This window comes from Marinagarivorans cellulosilyticus (assembly GCF_021655555.1).
GTDB classification, from domain to species: Bacteria; Pseudomonadota; Gammaproteobacteria; order Pseudomonadales; family Cellvibrionaceae; genus Marinagarivorans; species Marinagarivorans cellulosilyticus.
The window spans coordinates 568,338-586,379 of the sequence record NZ_AP023086.1; the positions used below are offsets into that span (position 1 = coordinate 568,338).

Annotated in this window: 14 protein-coding genes; 7 read left to right on the plus strand and 7 right to left on the minus strand. The window is 46.5% G+C overall.

Going from position 1 to position 18,042, the window contains the following annotated elements:
• Window positions 1-57: 57 nt before the first annotated feature.
• The 4 genes from MARGE09_RS02175 to MARGE09_RS02190 all read left to right on the plus strand — a co-directional run bounded on the left by MARGE09_RS02175 (window position 58) and on the right by MARGE09_RS02190 (window position 4,841).
• Window positions 58-1,320: a succinylglutamate desuccinylase/aspartoacylase family protein gene (locus MARGE09_RS02175; RefSeq protein ID WP_236985727.1), complete on the plus strand. Its 1,263-nt coding sequence runs from the start codon at window positions 58-60 to the stop codon at window positions 1,318-1,320.
• Complete coding sequence (locus MARGE09_RS02180) at window positions 1,310-2,599, plus strand: S41 family peptidase (protein ID WP_236985728.1); 1,290 nt, start codon at window positions 1,310-1,312, stop codon at window positions 2,597-2,599. Before MARGE09_RS02175 ends, MARGE09_RS02180 begins: the two co-directional genes overlap by 11 nt.
• Window positions 2,600-2,847: 248 nt before the next feature.
• Window positions 2,848-3,195: a DUF485 domain-containing protein gene (locus tag MARGE09_RS02185; protein ID WP_236985729.1), complete on the plus strand. Its 348-nt coding sequence runs from the start codon at window positions 2,848-2,850 to the stop codon at window positions 3,193-3,195.
• The gene (locus tag MARGE09_RS02190; RefSeq protein WP_236985730.1) at window positions 3,192-4,841 is read left to right on the plus strand and encodes a cation acetate symporter; all 1,650 of its coding nucleotides are present in this window, start codon (window positions 3,192-3,194) and stop codon (window positions 4,839-4,841) included. The genes MARGE09_RS02185 and MARGE09_RS02190 overlap by 4 nt, the downstream gene beginning before the upstream one ends.
• Before the next feature lie 375 nt (window positions 4,842-5,216).
• Here the strand turns inward: MARGE09_RS02190 and MARGE09_RS02195 are convergent, their stop codons facing one another.
• Complete coding sequence (locus tag MARGE09_RS02195; RefSeq protein WP_236981837.1) at window positions 5,217-6,449, minus strand: ISL3 family transposase; 1,233 nt, start codon at window positions 6,447-6,449, stop codon at window positions 5,217-5,219.
• A gap of 185 nt (window positions 6,450-6,634) precedes the next feature.
• Here MARGE09_RS02195 and MARGE09_RS02200 point away from each other — a divergent pair, with 185 nt between their 5' ends.
• On the plus strand, window positions 6,635-8,044 hold the full coding sequence (locus tag MARGE09_RS02200; protein WP_236985731.1) for a hypothetical protein: 1,410 nt from the start codon (window positions 6,635-6,637) through the stop codon (window positions 8,042-8,044).
• Window positions 8,045-8,278: 234 nt separating this feature from the next.
• On the opposite strand, the gene MARGE09_RS02205 is transcribed toward MARGE09_RS02200, so the two are convergent.
• Complete coding sequence (locus tag MARGE09_RS02205) at window positions 8,279-8,614, minus strand: hypothetical protein (RefSeq protein WP_236985732.1); 336 nt, start codon at window positions 8,612-8,614, stop codon at window positions 8,279-8,281.
• 188 nt (window positions 8,615-8,802) lie between these two features.
• The gene (locus MARGE09_RS02210; RefSeq protein WP_236985733.1) at window positions 8,803-10,161 is read right to left on the minus strand and encodes a DUF4382 domain-containing protein; all 1,359 of its coding nucleotides are present in this window, start codon (window positions 10,159-10,161) and stop codon (window positions 8,803-8,805) included.
• A gap of 239 nt (window positions 10,162-10,400) precedes the next feature.
• Here MARGE09_RS02210 and MARGE09_RS02215 point away from each other — a divergent pair, with 239 nt between their 5' ends.
• Together MARGE09_RS02215 and MARGE09_RS02220 are read left to right on the plus strand one after the other, a co-directional pair.
• Complete coding sequence (locus MARGE09_RS02215) at window positions 10,401-11,249, plus strand: DUF6502 family protein (protein ID WP_236985734.1); 849 nt, start codon at window positions 10,401-10,403, stop codon at window positions 11,247-11,249.
• Window positions 11,246-12,730 (plus strand): DUF5666 domain-containing protein, encoded by a 1,485-nt coding sequence (locus MARGE09_RS02220; protein WP_236985735.1) that lies wholly within the window; start codon window positions 11,246-11,248, stop codon window positions 12,728-12,730. The genes MARGE09_RS02215 and MARGE09_RS02220 overlap by 4 nt, the downstream gene beginning before the upstream one ends.
• 47 nt (window positions 12,731-12,777) lie before the next feature.
• Here the strand turns inward: MARGE09_RS02220 and MARGE09_RS02225 are convergent, their stop codons facing one another.
• The 4 genes from MARGE09_RS02225 to MARGE09_RS02240 form a co-directional block, all read right to left on the minus strand.
• A complete protein-coding gene (locus tag MARGE09_RS02225) occupies window positions 12,778-13,413 on the minus strand; it encodes a cohesin domain-containing protein (RefSeq protein WP_236985736.1) in 636 nt (211 codons plus the stop codon).
• 74 nt (window positions 13,414-13,487) lie between these two features.
• The gene (locus tag MARGE09_RS02230; protein ID WP_236985737.1) at window positions 13,488-16,268 is read right to left on the minus strand and encodes a dockerin type I domain-containing protein; all 2,781 of its coding nucleotides are present in this window, start codon (window positions 16,266-16,268) and stop codon (window positions 13,488-13,490) included.
• 335 nt (window positions 16,269-16,603) lie between these two features.
• Entirely contained in the window at window positions 16,604-17,134 is a 531-nt protein-coding gene (locus MARGE09_RS02235; protein WP_236985738.1) for a hypothetical protein, read from the minus strand.
• Window positions 17,134-18,015, minus strand: a complete 882-nt coding sequence (locus MARGE09_RS02240) for a phosphodiester glycosidase family protein (protein ID WP_236985739.1) — start codon at window positions 18,013-18,015, stop codon at window positions 17,134-17,136. The genes MARGE09_RS02235 and MARGE09_RS02240 overlap by 1 nt, the downstream gene beginning before the upstream one ends.
• Window positions 18,016-18,042 lie beyond the last annotated feature (27 nt).

Sequence of the window (18,042 nt, forward strand, 5' to 3'; positions counted from 1 at the left end):
CCGCTGCTTGGCAGTGCTCTATACTGATGTTTTGTTTTGCTTGCTCTATAGGTTGATATGCGCAACACCTTGCTGTTTTTTATTGCTGCTATTTTAGTCGCCTTGTTTAGCGTTGGCCGGCCGCTTTATGCGGAAGAAGAGTTCACGCCGTTAGAGCCAGAAAACTGGTTACCGGCGGCCTCCTTGCCGCTTGCGCCGCACAATCATCCTATGCCATCCACACTCAACGATTTAGTGACGTTGCTGCCATATTCGCCAGTCAATAACCCTTTGTTGCCAGAGCAGGCAAATACATCGCCTCTTTTGCCAAAGCTGAAGTCGCAAGGGCGGGTAAAAGTACTGTTGGGCTACAGCGTTCCGCCAGGCACCGCTACGCGCATGACATGGGTGCCATCGCAATCTTTTAGCGGCTTAGATGTGAATACACCTGTTTTGGTGGTTAATGGTGAGCAAGCCGGCGACACCCTTTGTTTAACAGCGGCTATACACGGCGATGAGTTAAACGGTATCGAGATGGTGCGCCAAGTGATGTATGGTTTGAACCCCGAGGCATTGCGGGGCACTGTTATTGGGGTTCCTATTGTTAACTTAATGGCGTTTGGTCGCAGCTCACGTTACTTGCCGGATCGCCGTGATTTAAACCGTTATTTCCCGGGTACGCCCTACGGTAGTTTGGCATCGCGTTTTGCCTATGCCTTTTTTAATGACATCGTTAGGCATTGTGATGCGCTAATCGATTTGCACACGGGGTCTTTTCACCGGACTAATGTCACGCAGCTGCGGGCCGATTTAAGCCACCCAAAGGTTGCAGCCCTTACCAACGACTTTGGCAAAATTGTTGCCTTAAATACGCAAGGCAACCCCAATTCACTTCGCGCGGCAACAGTTGCTGCTGGAATTCCGGCTGTTACTGTGGAGGCCGGCGAGCCTTTGCGTTTGCAAAAGCATGTTGTGCGCGAAGGGGTGGAAGCCTTGCGCACATTACTCAAAAAACGCGACATGATTGATCATTCGGTATTTTGGCGGGAGCCCGAGCCGGCTTTTTATCAGTCATCTTGGGTGCGTACGCAAACATCGGGTATTTTGTTTAGCCAGGTAAAGTTAGGGGCTAAAGTAACCAAGGGCGAAATACTGGGTACGGTGACCAACCCTGTCACCAGCGAGCGCACGACTATTCGTTCGCCGTATTCGGGCATTATTCTTGGGATGGCGCTGGACCAATTTGTATTACCGGGTTTTGCTTCGTACCATATTGGTTTGCTCACTCGATCACAAAGTCCAACGCAGCCGCCCATCGATGGAGATGGTTTTGAAGATTAATAATAAAAACCAAGCGCTTCCATTCATAAAAGCATTCTTACCTTGGGCTGTAGCACTCGCATTGAGCTTTTCTGCTGTTTCGGCTTTAGCGCTTAGCCCCCAAAAGGCGAAACGGTGGCAGGAAGATTTACAAGTTTATCGTACTGTTTTAGCGCAAAAGCATATTGATTTGTTTCATCAGTTGCCCAAAGCTGAAATGGATGCCTACTTAGGCAAACTCAGTTCTTCGTTGCTGGTACTTACGCAAGAGCAACTTTGGGTCGAGTTAATGCGGCTGACGCAACGCGTTGGCGATGGTCATACATCTGTGCCTTTATGGCAGCAAGAAACACAGAACTTCCCATTTGAAGTTAAAATTTTACAAAATCGCGCGTACATTACGGCAACCACTGCTGAACACAAAAGCCTGCTCGGTAGCGAGTTATTGTCTATTAATGGTGAAGACGTTGCAGCCGTAATAAAAGCGGTTTCGGCGTTGGTGCCTTTTAGTGAAAACGTTTATTCAAATGCTGTACGCACAGGGCAATACTTATTGAACGCACAAGTATTAATGGGGTTGGGGGTTATTGCTGGTGGCTCGGAGTTAACGCTTGGGTTTCAAACCGAAAACAAAAAAGTTTATGTGCAAAGTGTGGCTGTTAAGTCTCCTCGGTTTTCGCATCGTTTAACGATGAATATGCTTCAGCCGATAAAAGTGATAGAAAAAGAAAATGATAACCTTTGGTTTGGCTCACCAGATAAAGGCCGCACAGCGTATGTAAAGTTTCACCGCTACCCAAGCTATGGCGATATGGAAGATTTTGCCGACGAGTTACTTGAATACATTAATAAACAAAAAACTAAAAACTTAGTTATAGATTTACGTGGTAATTACGGCGGCGACTTTTTTGTGGGCTTAAAACTCGCGCATCGCCTAGTGCTGGCAGACTCCATTGATTGGAAGCATGGCGTTTACACGTTAATTGATAACGAAACATTTTCGGCGGCAATGAGCAATGCGGCGCAATTCCAGCAGTTGCTAAATGCAAAGCTGGTTGGGCAAGCCACTGGCGCTAAGCCATCTGGGTATCAGGATATGGGGCAGTTTACCTTGCCGAATTCAGGCTTGGTGGTGACCTACTCTAAACGTTTGTACCATTTTCAAAGAACGACTGCGCTTGCAGTATTCCCTGATGTGCCCGTCCCGCTAACAATCGACGATTACCGTAAAGGGCAAGATCGTTCGTTAAATTGGGTTTGGTCAGATATCAAACGCCGAGAAAAGCCGGTAACAAGATAATTCAGTAAGCTCCCGCTGATACTTTTTTTGCGCAACAGCTTGCCTTATTTTGATGGCTTATTTTGTCGCAGGTGTGAACCGATTCGCTTAGTCGTGGCGCCAAAGTAATTGATTTAGCGCCATATGCTACAGCGATGCGCCGGTAGCTACAAATTGCCGTACCTGTGCTGTCAATTTGACGGTGAATTTGCTATTTTCCCCCCTTATTTTATTAGGTCATAGCTCAAGCCTTGTTATGGGTTAGTTGTATGTCCCACTCTGTTTACGCACTCACCAATAGGATGATTATGCTTACATCCCAGCAAATTCAAGCGATGCCTGAATATAAGGCGCTAAGAGCCGCCAGGCGAAAAATAATCCTGCCTTTGGCCGGCATTGTTATATCGGCGTATTTCTTTTTAATTTTAACCATTGGCTTTTTTCCTAAGGCTTTAGGTGTGTCTTTTATTGGCGGCGTTACCTCTTTTGGTATTGCAGCAGGCTTCGGCTTAATTTTGTTGTGCTTTGCTGTGACGGGAGTATACGTTAGCTATGCAAACCGTAAGATTGAACCATTAGTTAAAGCCATTACGCAAAAAGCGAAGGGCGAGCTATGAGGCTTCTGCTACTCACACTTTTGTTCTTATCGTCTTCTGCTTTTGCGCAAGGCGAGCCCACTACTGGCGAGTTGATTATGGATGTTTTAACTGACCAAGCACTGTTAATGTTTTTCGCTTTTGTATTGCTTACCGTGGGTATAACGGTATGGGCGGCAAGGCGCACTAAATCGGCGAATGATTTTTATGCTGCAGGTGGCGGCATATCGGGGTTTCAAAACGGCTTAGCAATTGCTGGGGACTATATGTCTGCGGCATCGTTCTTAGGTATTGCAGGCTTAGTTTATGCATCGGGCTTTGATGGTTTAATTTATGCGGTGGGCTTTTTGGTGGGGTGGCCTGTGGTGCTACTGCTTATTGCTGAGCCTTTGCGAAACTTGGGTAAATATACATTTGCCGATGTGGCATCGTTTCGCTTACAGCAAAAGCCGGTACGTATTTTGGCGGCTAGCGGTTCGCTATTGACCGTTGTTTTATATTTAATTGCGCAGATGGTTGGCGCTGGTAAGCTTATCGAATTATTGTTCGATTTGCCCTACGAATCGGCAGTATTGGTGATTGGCGTGTTAATGACCTTTTATGTTACTGCGGGTGGCATGTTGGCAACAACGTGGGTGCAATTGATTAAAGCTGTATTACTGTTAGGCGGCGCGACCTTAATGGCTGTGCTTGTTATGGTGCAGGTAGGCTTTAGTTTTGAAACAATGTTTGCCACCGCTGTTGATGTTCATGAAAAAGGCTCCGATATTATGGCGCCGGGTACTTTATTAAAAGACCCTATTTCGGCATTATCGCTAGGGATTGCATTAATGTTTGGTACTGCCGGCTTGCCCCATGTGCTTATGCGATTTTTTACCGTTAAAGATGCCGTGCAGGCGCGACGTTCAGTGTTTTATGCTACGGGCTTTATTGGCTATTTTTATATTCTTACCTTCATTATTGGTTTTGGCGCTATTGTTTTGTTAACCGGTAACGACACCTACTTTGTGGATGGTGTACTTAATGGTGGTAAGAATATGCCAGCCATTCATTTGTCCCATGCCTTAGGTGGTGACCCGTTAATGGGCTTTATTTCAGCCGTTGCCTTTGCCACGATTTTAGCGGTGGTTTCAGGCTTAACCTTGGCTGGCTCCAGTGCTATATCGCACGATCTTTACGCGACGCTTGTTCTTAAAGGTAAGCGCAACGAGAAAAAAGAAGTGCGCGTTTCTCAAATTGCTACTGTGTGCTTGGGTATTATTGCGGTAATGTTGGGCATTGTCTTTGAAAAGCAGAATGTCGCGTTTATGGTGGGCTTAGCATTTTGTGTTGCCGCTAGTGCTAACTTCCCTGTGCTAATTTTATCGATGTACTGGAAGAACCTAACCACGCGTGGTGCGGTAATTGGGGGGGCAACAGGGTTGTTAACCGCATTAATTCTGGTTGTACTTGGGCCAACCGTATGGGTTGATGTGTTTGGTTTTACCAGCCCGATTTTCCCGTATAAATACCCCGCGCTATTTTCGGTATTAGCTGCGTTTATTACCATTTGGCTTGTATCTGTTACCGATAAATCGCCATCGGCACAAGCCGAGCGAGAAGCATTTGAAGAGCAGCTGGTACGTTCGCAAACTGGTATAGGTGCGGATGCTGCTTCGGAGCATTGATTTTTATTTTGTCGGTATAAAAAGGCCATGCAGGTATAGCTTGCATGGCCTTTTTTGTATTTGCTTGTGATGCCGGCATTGAATACCACCCTTACACTGGCACCTAACCTGGATAATTGTGTGGCCAAGCGTCTGGTGAATTGCTGGGCTAGTGCGGTATTATGCTTCAGCGTAATATTGATAATCTTGTTACAAGGTAGTTTAGTGTCCCTTTGTGGGTTTTATGGGTGGCGTTAAAGTGGCGAGTCAAAATTATGCTATTACACGGTTAAATTATCTGCGCGCAATCAATTTTATCTACCCTTAAACAGAAGTCGTTGATTTTGCTTTAGTTATTCATAGCAAAGTGGCTCTTCTCCGCTTTAGTGAGGTGATCTAGTGGCTTCCATAGAACATGGATTGCTCGTCAGGCATCGATGATTGCCTTATTTTTAGCTTGAAGTACTCGGTATCCTTGATGCCTCTTGCTCGCTTGCGAATCATGCCAATGCTGACATTGCCGGCTTCAATTCTGGCGCTAGTCAGCCCGTGTTTTCCGTAGTTACAAATGCCTACGCTATGCTTCCTTAGTGACTTTGCAAATTTCTTGAGATAGAGCATATTCGTCTGTTCCGCGATGTCGCACCACTGCTCCAATGCATTCATCATGGCGTCATAATTCCCTGCATTCCACAAAGCTTGGAGCTGCTCTTTGAGTATATAAAGTGTATTGATATTGGAATTATTTTCGAGCAATGTCTGGAGTTTATTGGCTTGTTTATCATTTAACTTGTCGGCATTTTTTAACAACAGGTAGTGGGTACCTTTAAGCTGCTCTTTGCCTGCGCGATCCGCCTTTCTGAACTCGATCCTACGCTGATTGCTCATGGCTTTACTGTAGTTTTGCATCACATGAAACCGATCGAAAACAATGTCAGCATTAGGCAAGCATTCGCGTACCGATTTTTGATAGGCTGGCCCCATATCCATGGCTACCGCCTCTATGTTTTCAGCGGTTTGTGCTGGTAAGCGCTTTAGAAACGCTGTCAACACCTCGGCTTTACGGCCTGTCTCAACGCCAATTAAATGACCGGATTCCATGTCATAAATCACCGTCATATAATCATGGCCTTTGGCTCTAGCGACTTCATCGACCCCAAGATATTTTAAGTCAATTAATTTTTCAGGATTAAGTGCAGGCAACGTTTTCTCTAGGTGAAATTTATCCATATTTTTCACCGTTTCCCATCGTAGCTTTAGGTGCCGACTGACCGTGCTGATACTCATATGGCGACACAATCCGCTCACCAACTGGCAAAATCTTTGAGTATAGCGATTGCCTGTATCGACAAATTCGCAAGCCTCCATTAGACGCCTACCGCAAGTCGTCACAACTTGAGCGAGCTCAACTTCCAAATAGCACTCGAAGCCACACAAAGGGACATCACGGATCGTTCTGCGCAAGTATCGGTTGATGTTGGCCGCCTCATTACTTGACGGGTCAATCGCTCTATAACGACGGTCTCGCTTGCAGTGTATAGTCAATCTTTGCAGGGCCAAGTCATGCTGAACTTGTTTGACACGCTGACCAGGAAGGCTCAAAATTTTGCTGGAGATGTTAAGGCTCATATATTCGTTTAAGTGTAGTGGCGTGAGAACCTTACATTTCAACGGATATGGCGGGTCTTAGCATCTCTTTTTACCTCACTAAAGCGGAGAAGACCCAGCAAAGTAAGCAGGGGGCAGCTCTAGCGGCCGAAGCTAAAGATAATTAAGCTGAACAATTACCTATCTTATTTATTTTGGGGAGTCATATGGTATATCAATCAATTTATATATTCTTGCTTGCATCCATCGTAACGATTCTTACAGCTTGTGGTAGTGGCGCAGGCGACGCTAACAATAGTAACAGCATTGATAGCGACGGTGCTTCTACAGGTGTACAAGCAAATATTACTGCGAGTGGTGTCGATACCAATATATTTTCTAGCAATTTAGATGTGAATTTCTATGCTTATCGTGAAGATTTTGCTGGCTCACAGCATTATTTAGCCGCGACTAGCACTGGCACAGCTCTTAATTTTGTACGCCTAGGCATGGGGGAGCTCGAGAATGAAGATTTAGACTCAACAATCTTCATCAGCGAGGTGCAGGATGCTTTTGTTTTTATTGCTACTGATCTTGGATTGTCTGCGCGTATAAATTTTGCCGGAGTGTCTTACCTTTACAGCCTTTCGTGTGCCCCTGAATCTTGCTCGGGGATTATATTTGATACTGCCAATCGTTCTTTAAGTTTGAATAACGTTTCGCTCGAGCCAGCATTAGACGGGGAGGGTGAAGCTACAGGTCTTTTAACGTTAGATGGCACAATTGTGTGGGCCGCAAAGGATGAGGACCCTGCAGCACCGGCGGTAGTGAGTGTTGACCCCGGCGTTGGCACCGGAAGCTCAAATGTGACCTTGGCAGACATTGTGGGCGTCTGGGATGCAAGCTCTGGCGAAGACGAAAAATACATCGTATTTCAGGCGGACGGGGTATATGGCGAATATGATTTTCGCGGTGACTTTAATACCGTTGGAATGAATTGCTATACCTCTGAAGAGGGAACAATCGAGGATCTTGGCGATGGGCAATTCCGCTTGAATGGAACTACCAGAGTCGGCACCTTTTCGTTTGTTGGCGAAGATCTCGTTTTTACGGCGCCGGAAGGTGCATACACTTATGGCGAGTCTGATCTAACCGCTTCGGACCTTACCCCAATTTGTGATGTTAATGACGCAATGGTAATAAGCTTAGCCGGCACTGATGTTACCAATAATTTACTTCCCGATACGTTATCGCTAGGAGCACCCAATATTGCGATAACGTTTGTAGATAGCGACCCCGACGATTTCTTTTCGGGCTTTAGATATCTTGATTACGACGATATTGAAGGTTACAGCTATTTCAGCTTTAACGGTCAAGGTCTGTCCGAAACCTCGGTAGACAAACCTAAAATCTCTTTAGCTTTAGAAACCGATGACAAACGCTACAGTTATAATTGCGATAGTAATGATGACTTAATTGCTTCTAGTCGCCCAGATTGTACCGGTATTACATTTGAGCAGGTAGGTGATGTTATTACGGTTGTTTTCAATAATACGACATTGGGCCCGCTGTCAATTTCTGACGCTACATCGTCCATTACCTTAAATGGAACCTTGGTTAAGGATGCTTACGAGTAGGGGCAAAGTATTTGCGTAACTAAAAAAGCCATGCCGGTTATTTACCGCATGGCTTTTTTTATGGGGTAAGGGCCGAGGAAAAAATACTTTATCCAATAATACTTGTTTCCTGCATCCTCAGCTGCGTTGCTCAAAGCGTTACAGGCCCCGGCATGCGCCTCTTCGAGCGCCTTGCTGAGAAAACAGGCCCCTTCGACTAATTGGACAAACGATTATTGTCTCGCCCCTAGATATTTATTCGGGCGCGGTATCGAGTGAATCTAGCGTTTCGCTACTGTCGTAATGGGCTAGTAATAGGGCATCGTTCCAGCCGTGCTCGCCTTCGCACGCTACTATGGCAACACGTTTTATCCAGCTGGCGCAGTCGGGGTGTTGCAGTATTTCACTTTGCATTTCCTGCCAAAACGGGCCGGGTTGCTCGGTAAAAAAGTTTAAGTTGGTGAGCGTATTATTGTCGTAGTCGGCTTCTACTTCGGGGAATTTGCCTTGTTCGCGTACCAGTTTGGTAAACGCTTCTATGCTGTAGCGGGTATCGCGCGATGGATCAATTTGGATAATGAAGCATTTCATGGCAGGCGCTCTAGTCGAAAAAGCGCAAGTATACCTTCTATCGTCGCCAATATTGGAGCTGGGGTAGCGGGCTTTTGATGTGGGGCGGTATGGGGCGCTGTGCGCGAATGTACTGGGCAAAAAAATCCCCCATTAAGTCGCCTTAACGGGGGCAAAGGTTTTCAATGAAAACCTAAAGGGTAGGGTAATTAAGCCTCGGTTGTTTCGGTGGTATCTTCGTCTTGCTCGGCTTCTTCTTCGCTTTCGTCGCGCTTGGCATCGTCTGTTCCTGGGCGCTCTTTATCCCATTCGCCATCGATAGGGCGTGTTGGCCAATAGGGCGCTTCACCTTCTTCGTGGGCTGGGTATTCTTTGTCGATTTCAGGGTATTCGCGATCAGTTATTTCGGCAGGTATTTCATCAGTGTATTTTCCGGGGCGAGGAATCCATTGATGATCTTCGCTGGCACACCAGTTCATAAGGTGTTGATAGGACAACCGGCTTTTATTGGCTGTGGTGTCGTCGCTTGCCGGGGCTTCTGTGCTTGCGTCTTCTTCGCTAGGGGCTGCTGGCATTTCGGGTGTTTCTTCAGCTATATCGCAAATACGGCTGTTCCACTCGCGCCTTGGCGCATCCATATTGAAGTGTGATTTTCGTTCTTCGCGGGCTTCGATGCTAATGGGGTCTAAGGTTGCGAAGGTAAGCTCGTTAACTTCATCGGGGTTATCTGATGCAGCATCACAGGTGTAGGCAACGCTGTAGTCGCCAGCTTCTAAAAAGCCAATGTGGTAGTGGTATTCGCCTTCGTCGTTAATTTTAACGAGGGCGCTTGCTACGGGATCTGTTTCGCTACCATTAACGTCGGCAAGGGTTGCATCAGCGCCGCCAAATACATAAACGGCACCCAAGCTGGTGGCCGATTCGGCACATAAGTCTGCAACTAACATCGCGTCTAAGTCACCCCGTAAGTGGCCGGCGCGATGGTTGGGCACCATGCGCAAAGAAGGGCGTAGCATAGTGGTTGAGCGCTCCGTTGATGGGCGATCTTTGCGGTGGAAAAGCGACTTGCGCAGATCGAAGTCGATAGTAAATACGCCTTCTTCGCCTTCAATTAACGTGAAATGACGTGCAATTTTAAGCCCGCCTTGGGCGTCGCCTGGCATGTCTAGCTCTACAGATGTGCCGTCTTCAAACTCTATGTAAGAGTCCATTACGCCATCTTCAACAGCATTAATATTTACGCGTACCCAATCGTACTCGCCGGGCTCTAGCGCAAGTTCGTTAATTAAATCGGTAGCTGCGCTGCCTTGTAGCTCAAGTAAATTAATACTTCTGGGGCTATCAAATGTAACTTCAATCACATCACCTTCGGCAGGTTTAATGGCAAGGCCGGTGATTTCCACAACAACGGCAACTGCGCTGTCGACGGGGCCGTCGGTGAGGGCTACGGTTAATGCGGCCGTTTTATTTTCGTTACTGGCCGATGCATCGGTACCGCCGCCACAACCGCTAAGGATGAGTATGGGCGTGGTCAAAATGCTTGCCGCAAGCGCTTTTTTTAAAAACATGTGTAACTCCTAATTAGATGGGAAGGGTATATCCACGGCGAAAGCTGTTTTTAATTGTGCACAGCAGCTGGTGTTTAGCGCCGTGCTCCCCGTGAATATTTGACACTATAATCCCAAAAATAGTTGTGTCGACGTTAAGTGAGTCACAAAAATTCCATATTTGACGCATTTGTCCCATAATGGTCGCGTTTGCGGTAAGCATCACGTTTCGATTTTTATACCATCGGTATCATTCAGTTATGGCCAATACTCCACATCAAGCACTTTTGCGTGCGATCTACAAAGTTTTAAGACCTATGGTGCGTTTGCTAATGCGCCACGGTGTGTCTTACAAAACATTTGCAGACGTTGCGCGGCATGTTTTTGTGGATGTTGCCGAGGAAGATTTTGCACTGCCCGGGCGCAAGCCCAGCAACGCCAGAACCGCAGTGCTTACCGGTGTTAACCGCAAAGACATTGCCAAGCTTAAGGCGCGGGCACACCCGCTTTCGGCGGCCGGAGCCGATTCGCCCAACCCCGCAGCGCGGGTGATTACAGCTTGGCTTAACGATGCGCGTTTTCAGAATGAAGCGGGTAAGCCCAAGCCGTTATTCGTCGAAGATCAGCCTGTACAGCCCGATAGTTTCACATCGCTGGCCAAAGATTATTCCAGCGATGTGCCGGTTAGGGCGCTTATTGATGAGTTACTGCGCATAGCGGCCATTAAGCGCGATGGCGATGAAGTTACGCTGTTGGCGAATGCCTATGTGCCAATAACCGATGTGCGCGAAAACTTGCGAATATTCGGCACGGCCGCTGCCGATTTACTGATCACGATGGACCACAATATTGGCCGCGAAGCGCCAGTGCCGCGCTTACAGCGCACGGTTTCTTACAACAACGTATCACCAGAAAACCTCGAAACGGTGCGCCGGCGCTGCCGTGAAGAGGGCGAAGCACTGCTATTAAAAGTTAACGCTTGGCTAAGCGAGTACGAACAAGATGAAGGTTCACCTGCGACAGATGCACAAACCTTCCGCACAGGCTTGGGGGTGTATTACATCGAAGAACCCAGCCCAGATGACTCCGGAGGCTCTCCCCCGCAATGAAAATATTAATGTCTTTACTGTGCTTAAGTGCGCTGTGCCTTAGTGGTTGTGAGTCCGATAAGGAGGATCATTTCAGCGGTATTGAAGGCACTGGCAACAAAGTAGAAGTGGCCGTTGCTTATGGCTCAATTACCGGTTTTGGCAGTGTGTATGTTAATGGCGTGCACTTCACAACAGATTCTGCCAGTGTAGAAATCGACGGCGAGCGGGCAGAGGAAGGCGCGCTTGCGGTAGGCATGGTGGTAGAAGTTATTGGCGAAATTAATCGCAACGGCAGCGAAGGCGTTGCGCATACTATTCGCGCCGAGCGCGTGTTATTAGGCACAGTCGATACCGTAGTTGATATTGCCGCCGGGCGCAGAGTATTAAAGCTTTTGGGGCAAACGGTTTATGTTGCTGAAGACGCCGAATTTACCGGCACCGACTTTGAGAAGCTGCAGCCGGGCTTAGGCCTTAGTGTGAGTGGTTATGTGGCTGAAAGTGGTCATATTACCGCCACCTACTTGCAGCAACATGTTTTTAGCGCCGAGCAGCCGCGTGTGGTGGAGGGCTATATTTCGGCCGTTTCCCCAGATGCACTAAGCTTTGAGTTACCCGACCTGAGCGTGGATGCCAGTAGCGCTATTTTTGTTGCAGGCGCGCAGGCTAACCTTGCGGCTGGGGTGCGTGTGGCCGTTACTGGCCAATACAACACGGCAAGCCAAACATTAAAAGCCAGCCAAGTTGTTTTAAAGTCTCAACGTTTGCAAGAAGGGCGTTACACGGCATTAGAAGGTGTTGTGCAGCAGTTTGCTGGTGGTAATACCTTCTGGGTACGCGATACCGCTGTTGATGTGAGTAATGCGAGTTTCGAAAATGGCATCGCAAGCGATTTACAAAATGGCGCTAAGGTGGTTATTTTTGGCAAAGTGCAAAATAACGTTTTAGTGGCCGAGCGCATTGTTATAAAACTTTTCAATACGAATCGTTTTCAAGGGGTTGTGAGTGACATCGACCTGCGAACGGGGACCTTTCGCATTCGCGATATTGTTTTTCATACAACGTCACATACGCAATTTAAAGATAATTCCCGCAGGATGGAGCGCTACTTTGATATCGAACATATACATACTGGTGAAGATGTTGAAGTTTATGCGGTGCAAGTGGACGGACAGTGGCAGGTCACCCGAACTAGCCGGCTGGATTTTGATCAAGCAATGCCGGATTTTATTCGCGGCCCAGTTACTCTTATAGAGGCTAATCGCAATTTTTATATGGGTGATGTTTTAGTCGACGGTAGCGAATTACCTGAGTCGCAATGGCATGCCCTTAACGAGTTGCAAGACAGCGCAATCACGGTAGATTTAGAAGGCTATTACACTGGCGATTTAGCTTTTAAAGCTGTGCGCATTCGCATTAATGCAAATAATGGTTGCGACTTTCATATGTCTTTTTATTGCGACGAAGATAAGCCTTTTGACGAACACCCGTTTTACCGATAAATACTGCTCGCTAAAACTATTACAGTTTTAGCGAGCTAGGTACTTTTTCACGTTTCTATTGTTGCGATAGCCGGTGTTTTCCTCGATGCTTTTTTGGCCGTAAGCCATGCAGCGATAAAAACGCCAATCAATAAAATGGCCAGTGCTGCAATTGTGAGCATAACTTGTATATTGAGTGCGCTTACTGCTGTAATAGAAACCTGCGCGTTGTTCACAATTGCAGGCTCAATAACCTGCCCATCCTTAGTGCCAAATTTTAGTGTATCTAATGTTAGTCCTACTTGGCCTTCGCCCTGGGCAATAAAGTGGATGGTGGCTAATGTGCCGTTGCCACTCACTTCTTTTTCTGGGTGAAGCAGTGCGTGAATTAATTCAAAGCTACCCGATTTTTCATTCACACTGTTTTTAATGGTAAAGGCTTGCGGTTTTGTCAAAAAAGCTTGCAGTGTTAAGCCTGCTGGCTTTTCGCTGGCTTGAAGTTTTAAATAATCTGTATTGTATTGACCACTTAGCTGAACGCCATAAACTTTAGGCATATTCTTAAGCTGTATTGTGGCGGTGATTGTTTCGCCAGGTGCGACGCGATTGTCTGAAAAGCTAATGGTTGCTGTTGGTTTTGCTTGGGCAAAAGCGGCCGCTAGCGATAGTAAAAGTAAGGCTGCACATTGTAAGGGTCTTTTCATGGTTTACTCCAAGTAGGGAATAGGGCTGGCGGGCCAGCCCATTAAACGGTTCCTAGTTTAACTGTGGTTTTTTATTACCAAGGCGAAGTTGGTAGTGCAAGGCCATTAAAGGCATCGGTAATAAGTTTTACGCTCGATGTGCCAGAGGTGGGTGTAAGGGAGCTATGCATGAGTGTGACTTCTATTTCCCAGTTACTGGGGCTATCCCCTAAGCCGGCTGGTAGAGGCATGGCCGTATGCGATAAAGAGCCGAGGTTAACGGTTAGGTTACCGTGGTCATAACCAATTTCTAGCTGATCCATTAACAGCGGTACCAGAAAACTATCGTGCTGAGGGAGGCCATCAATAAAGCTGTCTATAAAAAGATTAGGCGTGGGCGTTTCGGCGTCGTAATAAACGTGTATTGAATTACCGTTGTCGGGGTTTCGCAGTACCAACATATAAGAGGTTTGCATACCGCTTAATTGAAGGCCAATAGCAAACTGATCAACATCAGCCGGTTTAGCATAAGCAAAGGCCGTTGTGGATGCTCCAGGGAAGGCCGCATCGCGTTGCCAGGTTAGCTCGTCGGCAGTAGCGTTTAGTGAAGTTGTGCCTTCTGGCGAGGGGCTGGTTGTGGTGAATGTTACCGAAGGATCAATTTGCGGAACAATAGCGGATGGATCGCAGCTATTAATACCAAAGTGGCTACCCAGAATGGTTAAGTCAAAAATATTAATAACATTATCGCCATTAAGGTCTGCTGCCACTGCATATTCAGTATCACTTGAATTAGAGCCATAAGTAGCAGAAATTACAGTGAAGTCGGCAATATCAATAACACCATCGCCGTTAATATCACCGGCAATCATTGTTTCGTCATCCATTACTGTTGTGTCGCCATTTTGGGTTTGGGTAATGCTGCAGCTATTAACATATTGTGGGTGTTTATAGCTCACCACCCAAACTCCATTTTTTAAATCGGTAAAGGTGAAATCACCATTGGCATCGGCAAGGGTCGATACTGTGCGCTCGCCCAGTTTAATGCTAACTTCTACGCCGCTTGGGTCGGCGCCATTGGGTAAGGCTATTTTCCCGGTAATGGTTGCGCCATTAGGGGTGTGAATACCATCATCAATACTAATGCTGGCATTTTCCATATCTAAAATAATGGCTTGGCCATTAATGTCGGCAGCGCTAGAAACACAAGTAATATCCAGCGTTGTGCTGTTTACTTCTAAGGCAGAATAATCAAGCGTAGCAAATACTCCTGAGCCATTAATGGGTAACGCTGGGTTCATTAAACTTAAACTACCGCGCCAATCACCCAATGCGGGATTGTTAATTAACATGGGGATTTCCAGCCGAGAGTTTGGATCGAATAAATCACCATAGCTTGCGCCATCCAATGTGGCGAGGGTGGAGTCGGCAAAGCAATTCACCTCTAAACCATAAAGGTCTGATGCCGATACTTGGATATCAACGCTAAATTGTGGGTCGGCAATTGGATCTACCGTGGCGTGTGATGGCGACAACTTAATACGTTGACCACCGGCTTCGATGTTATCTAACCGGGCAACAAAAATATCTGAAAATCCGTTAGTGTCGTTAGCGACAATGTTAGGCGAATTTGATTCGTAGACGACGTAAAGCGCGTTGCTTGATATAGTCGGCCCGTAGCTGCCATCGTTAATTTCATTACCGTTAATGTCTAGGCTGATGCGTTCAGTGGTGCTTGTATTGCGGTCAAAGACGAAGATGTCTTCAAAGAAATTAGTGTCGTCACTAATTAGGTTGCTGATATTAGAGGAAAAACTAACATATCGGCCATCGGCAGAAATAGACGGGCGAGAATTCATGCCGCTAGTGGCAGAACCGTCGTGGCTTATAGTGATTTTTTCGGTTGTGCTGGTTTGGGTGTCATGTAATAAAATTTCCGATTCGTCAAAAATGAAAGGGTCAAATTCGGAATTATTCGATAAAAAAACCACGTAACGCCCATTGGCTGAAATATTGGGATCGCGGCTATTGCCTTGTATTTGTGCGCCAGCTATATCTAGGCTAACACGGGTGGTTGTACCGGTGGCAATTTCGTAAACAAAAATATCTTCCCAGCCATTAGTGTCGTTGGCGACGAGATTGGAGGCGCTGGAGACATAGGTAATGTGTGTTCCGTTATCCGAGATTGTCGGCATGTAACTCCCACCATTGGCTAGAGTGCCGGTAGTCGATACGCTGATGAGTGTAGTGGTGCCTGCTTGGCGGTCTCGTAGAAAAACGTCGTGGGTATTATTTGTATCGTTTGGAGAAAGCTGGGAATCGTGAGAGGTAAATACAACATAGCGCCCATCGCCGGATATACTCGGTTCTTGGCTCCACCAGTTAGTTTGTGCACCGCTAGTACTTACGCTAAGACGCTCTGTTGTACCGAGCTCGCGGTCGCGAATAAATACATCATCCCAGCCGTTGGTATCGCCCGGAACTAAATTGTCAGCATGGGAAGAAAATACAACATAGCGCCCATCCGCTGATATATCGCCAAATTCACTATGCCCCATAGCCTCATTGCCGGCGCTATCAACATTCACGCGCTCGGTAACCCCTGTTGTAAGGTCGCGTACAAAAATATCGCCGAAAGCATTAAAATCATCGGCTACTAAGTTCGAGGCATTGGAAAAAAAGGCAATATGGTTTCCGTTTGCCGAAATACTAGCCTTATAGCTAGAGCTATTAGCTTGTGCACCGGTATTGGAAATGTTTACACGCTCGGTTGCCAGTAAGGCAGCTGACGAAGCAACAGATAGCGTCAGCGAAAAAGCGGCAAACGCGATGCGCGATAGCGTTGATTTTGTAAAATTTAAACGTTGAAAAGGCATAATATTAATAACACTCCCTATGTGTAATTAAAAGAATTCACAGCAAGCTTTGATTGATCTTTAGCAAAAAAATAATCGTTGCCATGAATCGGAGAATTAAGAATAGGAGGGAATGCACAAGCCGCAAGGCGATAAATAATCGATTAAGGAATAACTCGGGGTGGCATGTATAGCGATGTTTAAGGGTGTGGATACGCAATCGAGAAAGATGGTTGTCGTCTAGTTTTTTGGGTGAAAAATGGTGATTTTGGGTGTCATTATTGTGGTGGTGTTGGTGGGGCTAGATTCGCCACAGTGTGCTGGCGAACCTAATATTACGGTAGGGCAATCAATTTTTACTCTACCGCTGCACCAAGGTTGACGAGCACTTCAACCATTTTTTCTGTGTTCAGCTGCCATGGTGGGAAGCCATTAAACACTTGCATCACCCGCTCTTCATTAATGTAAAGCGAAGTAAAAAATATCCCACTCTCCACGCGCCCATTTTCAATATAGGTGACTGGATTGACCGGGTGGGTTTGTAGGGGAATTAAAAGCCAGCTATCCATTAGCGCATGCTGCTTGCCTGAATAGCGAAAACTATGCCCTGCCATTAGAAAAACTCCAACAGCGAATAGCGTAAGGCCAGTTTTTAGTGTGGGGCTAATTTTTTTTCGGCTAGTGGGTATTACAAAGCAAACCAACAGGCAGAGCAGCAGTAAGCCGCAAGCCAACCATTGTGTGTAGTAGGGCGCTTGGACGATGACTTCTAAAGAGCCACTGCCTTGGTTGGTAAGTAAAGGCATTTGCATGGCGCTAGTGAGTAGAGCTAGCACTAGGGCCATAACGGCGAAGAGTATGGCGCGATAACGTGTTTGTTTGCCCATTAATATTTGAACCCTATGCCTACAATATTGGTTTTATTTTTACTTAAGGCTTGCCGTGCGATAAAGGTTCCTTCTACCATCAGCATCGAGGAATTACTACCGTCTAAAAATATAGCGTTATCGCAGCCAATACTCAGTAATTTTGTTCTTAGGGTGCGCAACGATAAATCGCCGCTATTGTCCGGGTGTACAATAATGATCAGTTTTTTCTCTTTGGCGTTATGTGCAATAGCTGTAATGCCTGTACGAGGAGCTGCATCATGTTTTGTGAAGGCGGTAAATGTAGCATTACTGCGTTGTGTTAGATTTTTAGCGTTCGCGGGTATTGGTTGCCCCACTTTTTTCCCGAGCTTTGCGCCGGCTTTGTAGCGGTTTTGGGTGCCGTAAGGCAGGCCATTAATAATAATCGGGCCAGCGCCCCCAATTGCTGAGTCTACGCTAGTTGGTGCAGCGCCAAAACCAAAGCGATAAGGGCGAGAGCCTGAGAGGGGCGCCTTGGTGTTAGCTATGTAAAAGTTAAGTGGAGCCGCTCTACCTGCAATCACTTTTTTGCCGAATACCGCGATGCCTTCAGGGACTATATTTGAAGGAGCAACTGCATCGTCACCAATAGCATAATCCATCATACCTGCAGTTGTTATATCGTAAACTTGCGCATTAATTGTAGCCAAATAACGGTTAGCTTTTGATGCAGCAGCGGCCGTTGTTTCAAACATCACTTCCTGAGTGCGAACAAAGGGTTCCATTTGTACCGAATCATCAAATACTACATAGTTAAGCGTGCCATCTTTCGCGAAGAGGTACTTCTTTGCAGGCATTCGTTTTATGGCTGCAGCCCAAAAGCCAGCGCCTTTCATTTCGATTTTTTCGGGAGTGCTCATTTCATTTCCTTATTTAAATGTATTCGT

Excerpts from the sequence above, each read along its gene's own strand:
- MARGE09_RS02220 (WP_236985735.1), top strand. The coding sequence starts at position 11,246 with ATGAAAATATTAATGTCTTTACTGTGCTTAAGTGCGCTGTGCCTTAGT.
- MARGE09_RS02205 (WP_236985732.1), bottom strand. The coding sequence starts at position 8,614 with ATGAAATGCTTCATTATCCAAATTGATCCATCGCGCGATACCCGCTAC.
- MARGE09_RS02195 (WP_236981837.1), bottom strand. The coding sequence starts at position 6,449 with ATGAGCCTTAACATCTCCAGCAAAATTTTGAGCCTTCCTGGTCAGCGT.
- MARGE09_RS02230 (WP_236985737.1), bottom strand. The coding sequence starts at position 16,268 with ATGCCTTTTCAACGTTTAAATTTTACAAAATCAACGCTATCGCGCATC.
- MARGE09_RS02200 (WP_236985731.1), top strand. The coding sequence starts at position 6,635 with ATGGTATATCAATCAATTTATATATTCTTGCTTGCATCCATCGTAACG.
- MARGE09_RS02185 (WP_236985729.1), top strand. The coding sequence starts at position 2,848 with ATGTCCCACTCTGTTTACGCACTCACCAATAGGATGATTATGCTTACA.
- MARGE09_RS02225 (WP_236985736.1), bottom strand. The coding sequence starts at position 13,413 with ATGAAAAGACCCTTACAATGTGCAGCCTTACTTTTACTATCGCTAGCG.
- MARGE09_RS02240 (WP_236985739.1), bottom strand. The coding sequence starts at position 18,015 with ATGAGCACTCCCGAAAAAATCGAAATGAAAGGCGCTGGCTTTTGGGCT.
- MARGE09_RS02190 (WP_236985730.1), top strand. The coding sequence starts at position 3,192 with ATGAGGCTTCTGCTACTCACACTTTTGTTCTTATCGTCTTCTGCTTTT.
- MARGE09_RS02235 (WP_236985738.1), bottom strand. The coding sequence starts at position 17,134 with ATGGGCAAACAAACACGTTATCGCGCCATACTCTTCGCCGTTATGGCC.
- MARGE09_RS02175 (WP_236985727.1), top strand. The coding sequence starts at position 58 with ATGCGCAACACCTTGCTGTTTTTTATTGCTGCTATTTTAGTCGCCTTG.
- MARGE09_RS02215 (WP_236985734.1), top strand. The coding sequence starts at position 10,401 with ATGGCCAATACTCCACATCAAGCACTTTTGCGTGCGATCTACAAAGTT.
- MARGE09_RS02210 (WP_236985733.1), bottom strand. The coding sequence starts at position 10,161 with ATGTTTTTAAAAAAAGCGCTTGCGGCAAGCATTTTGACCACGCCCATA.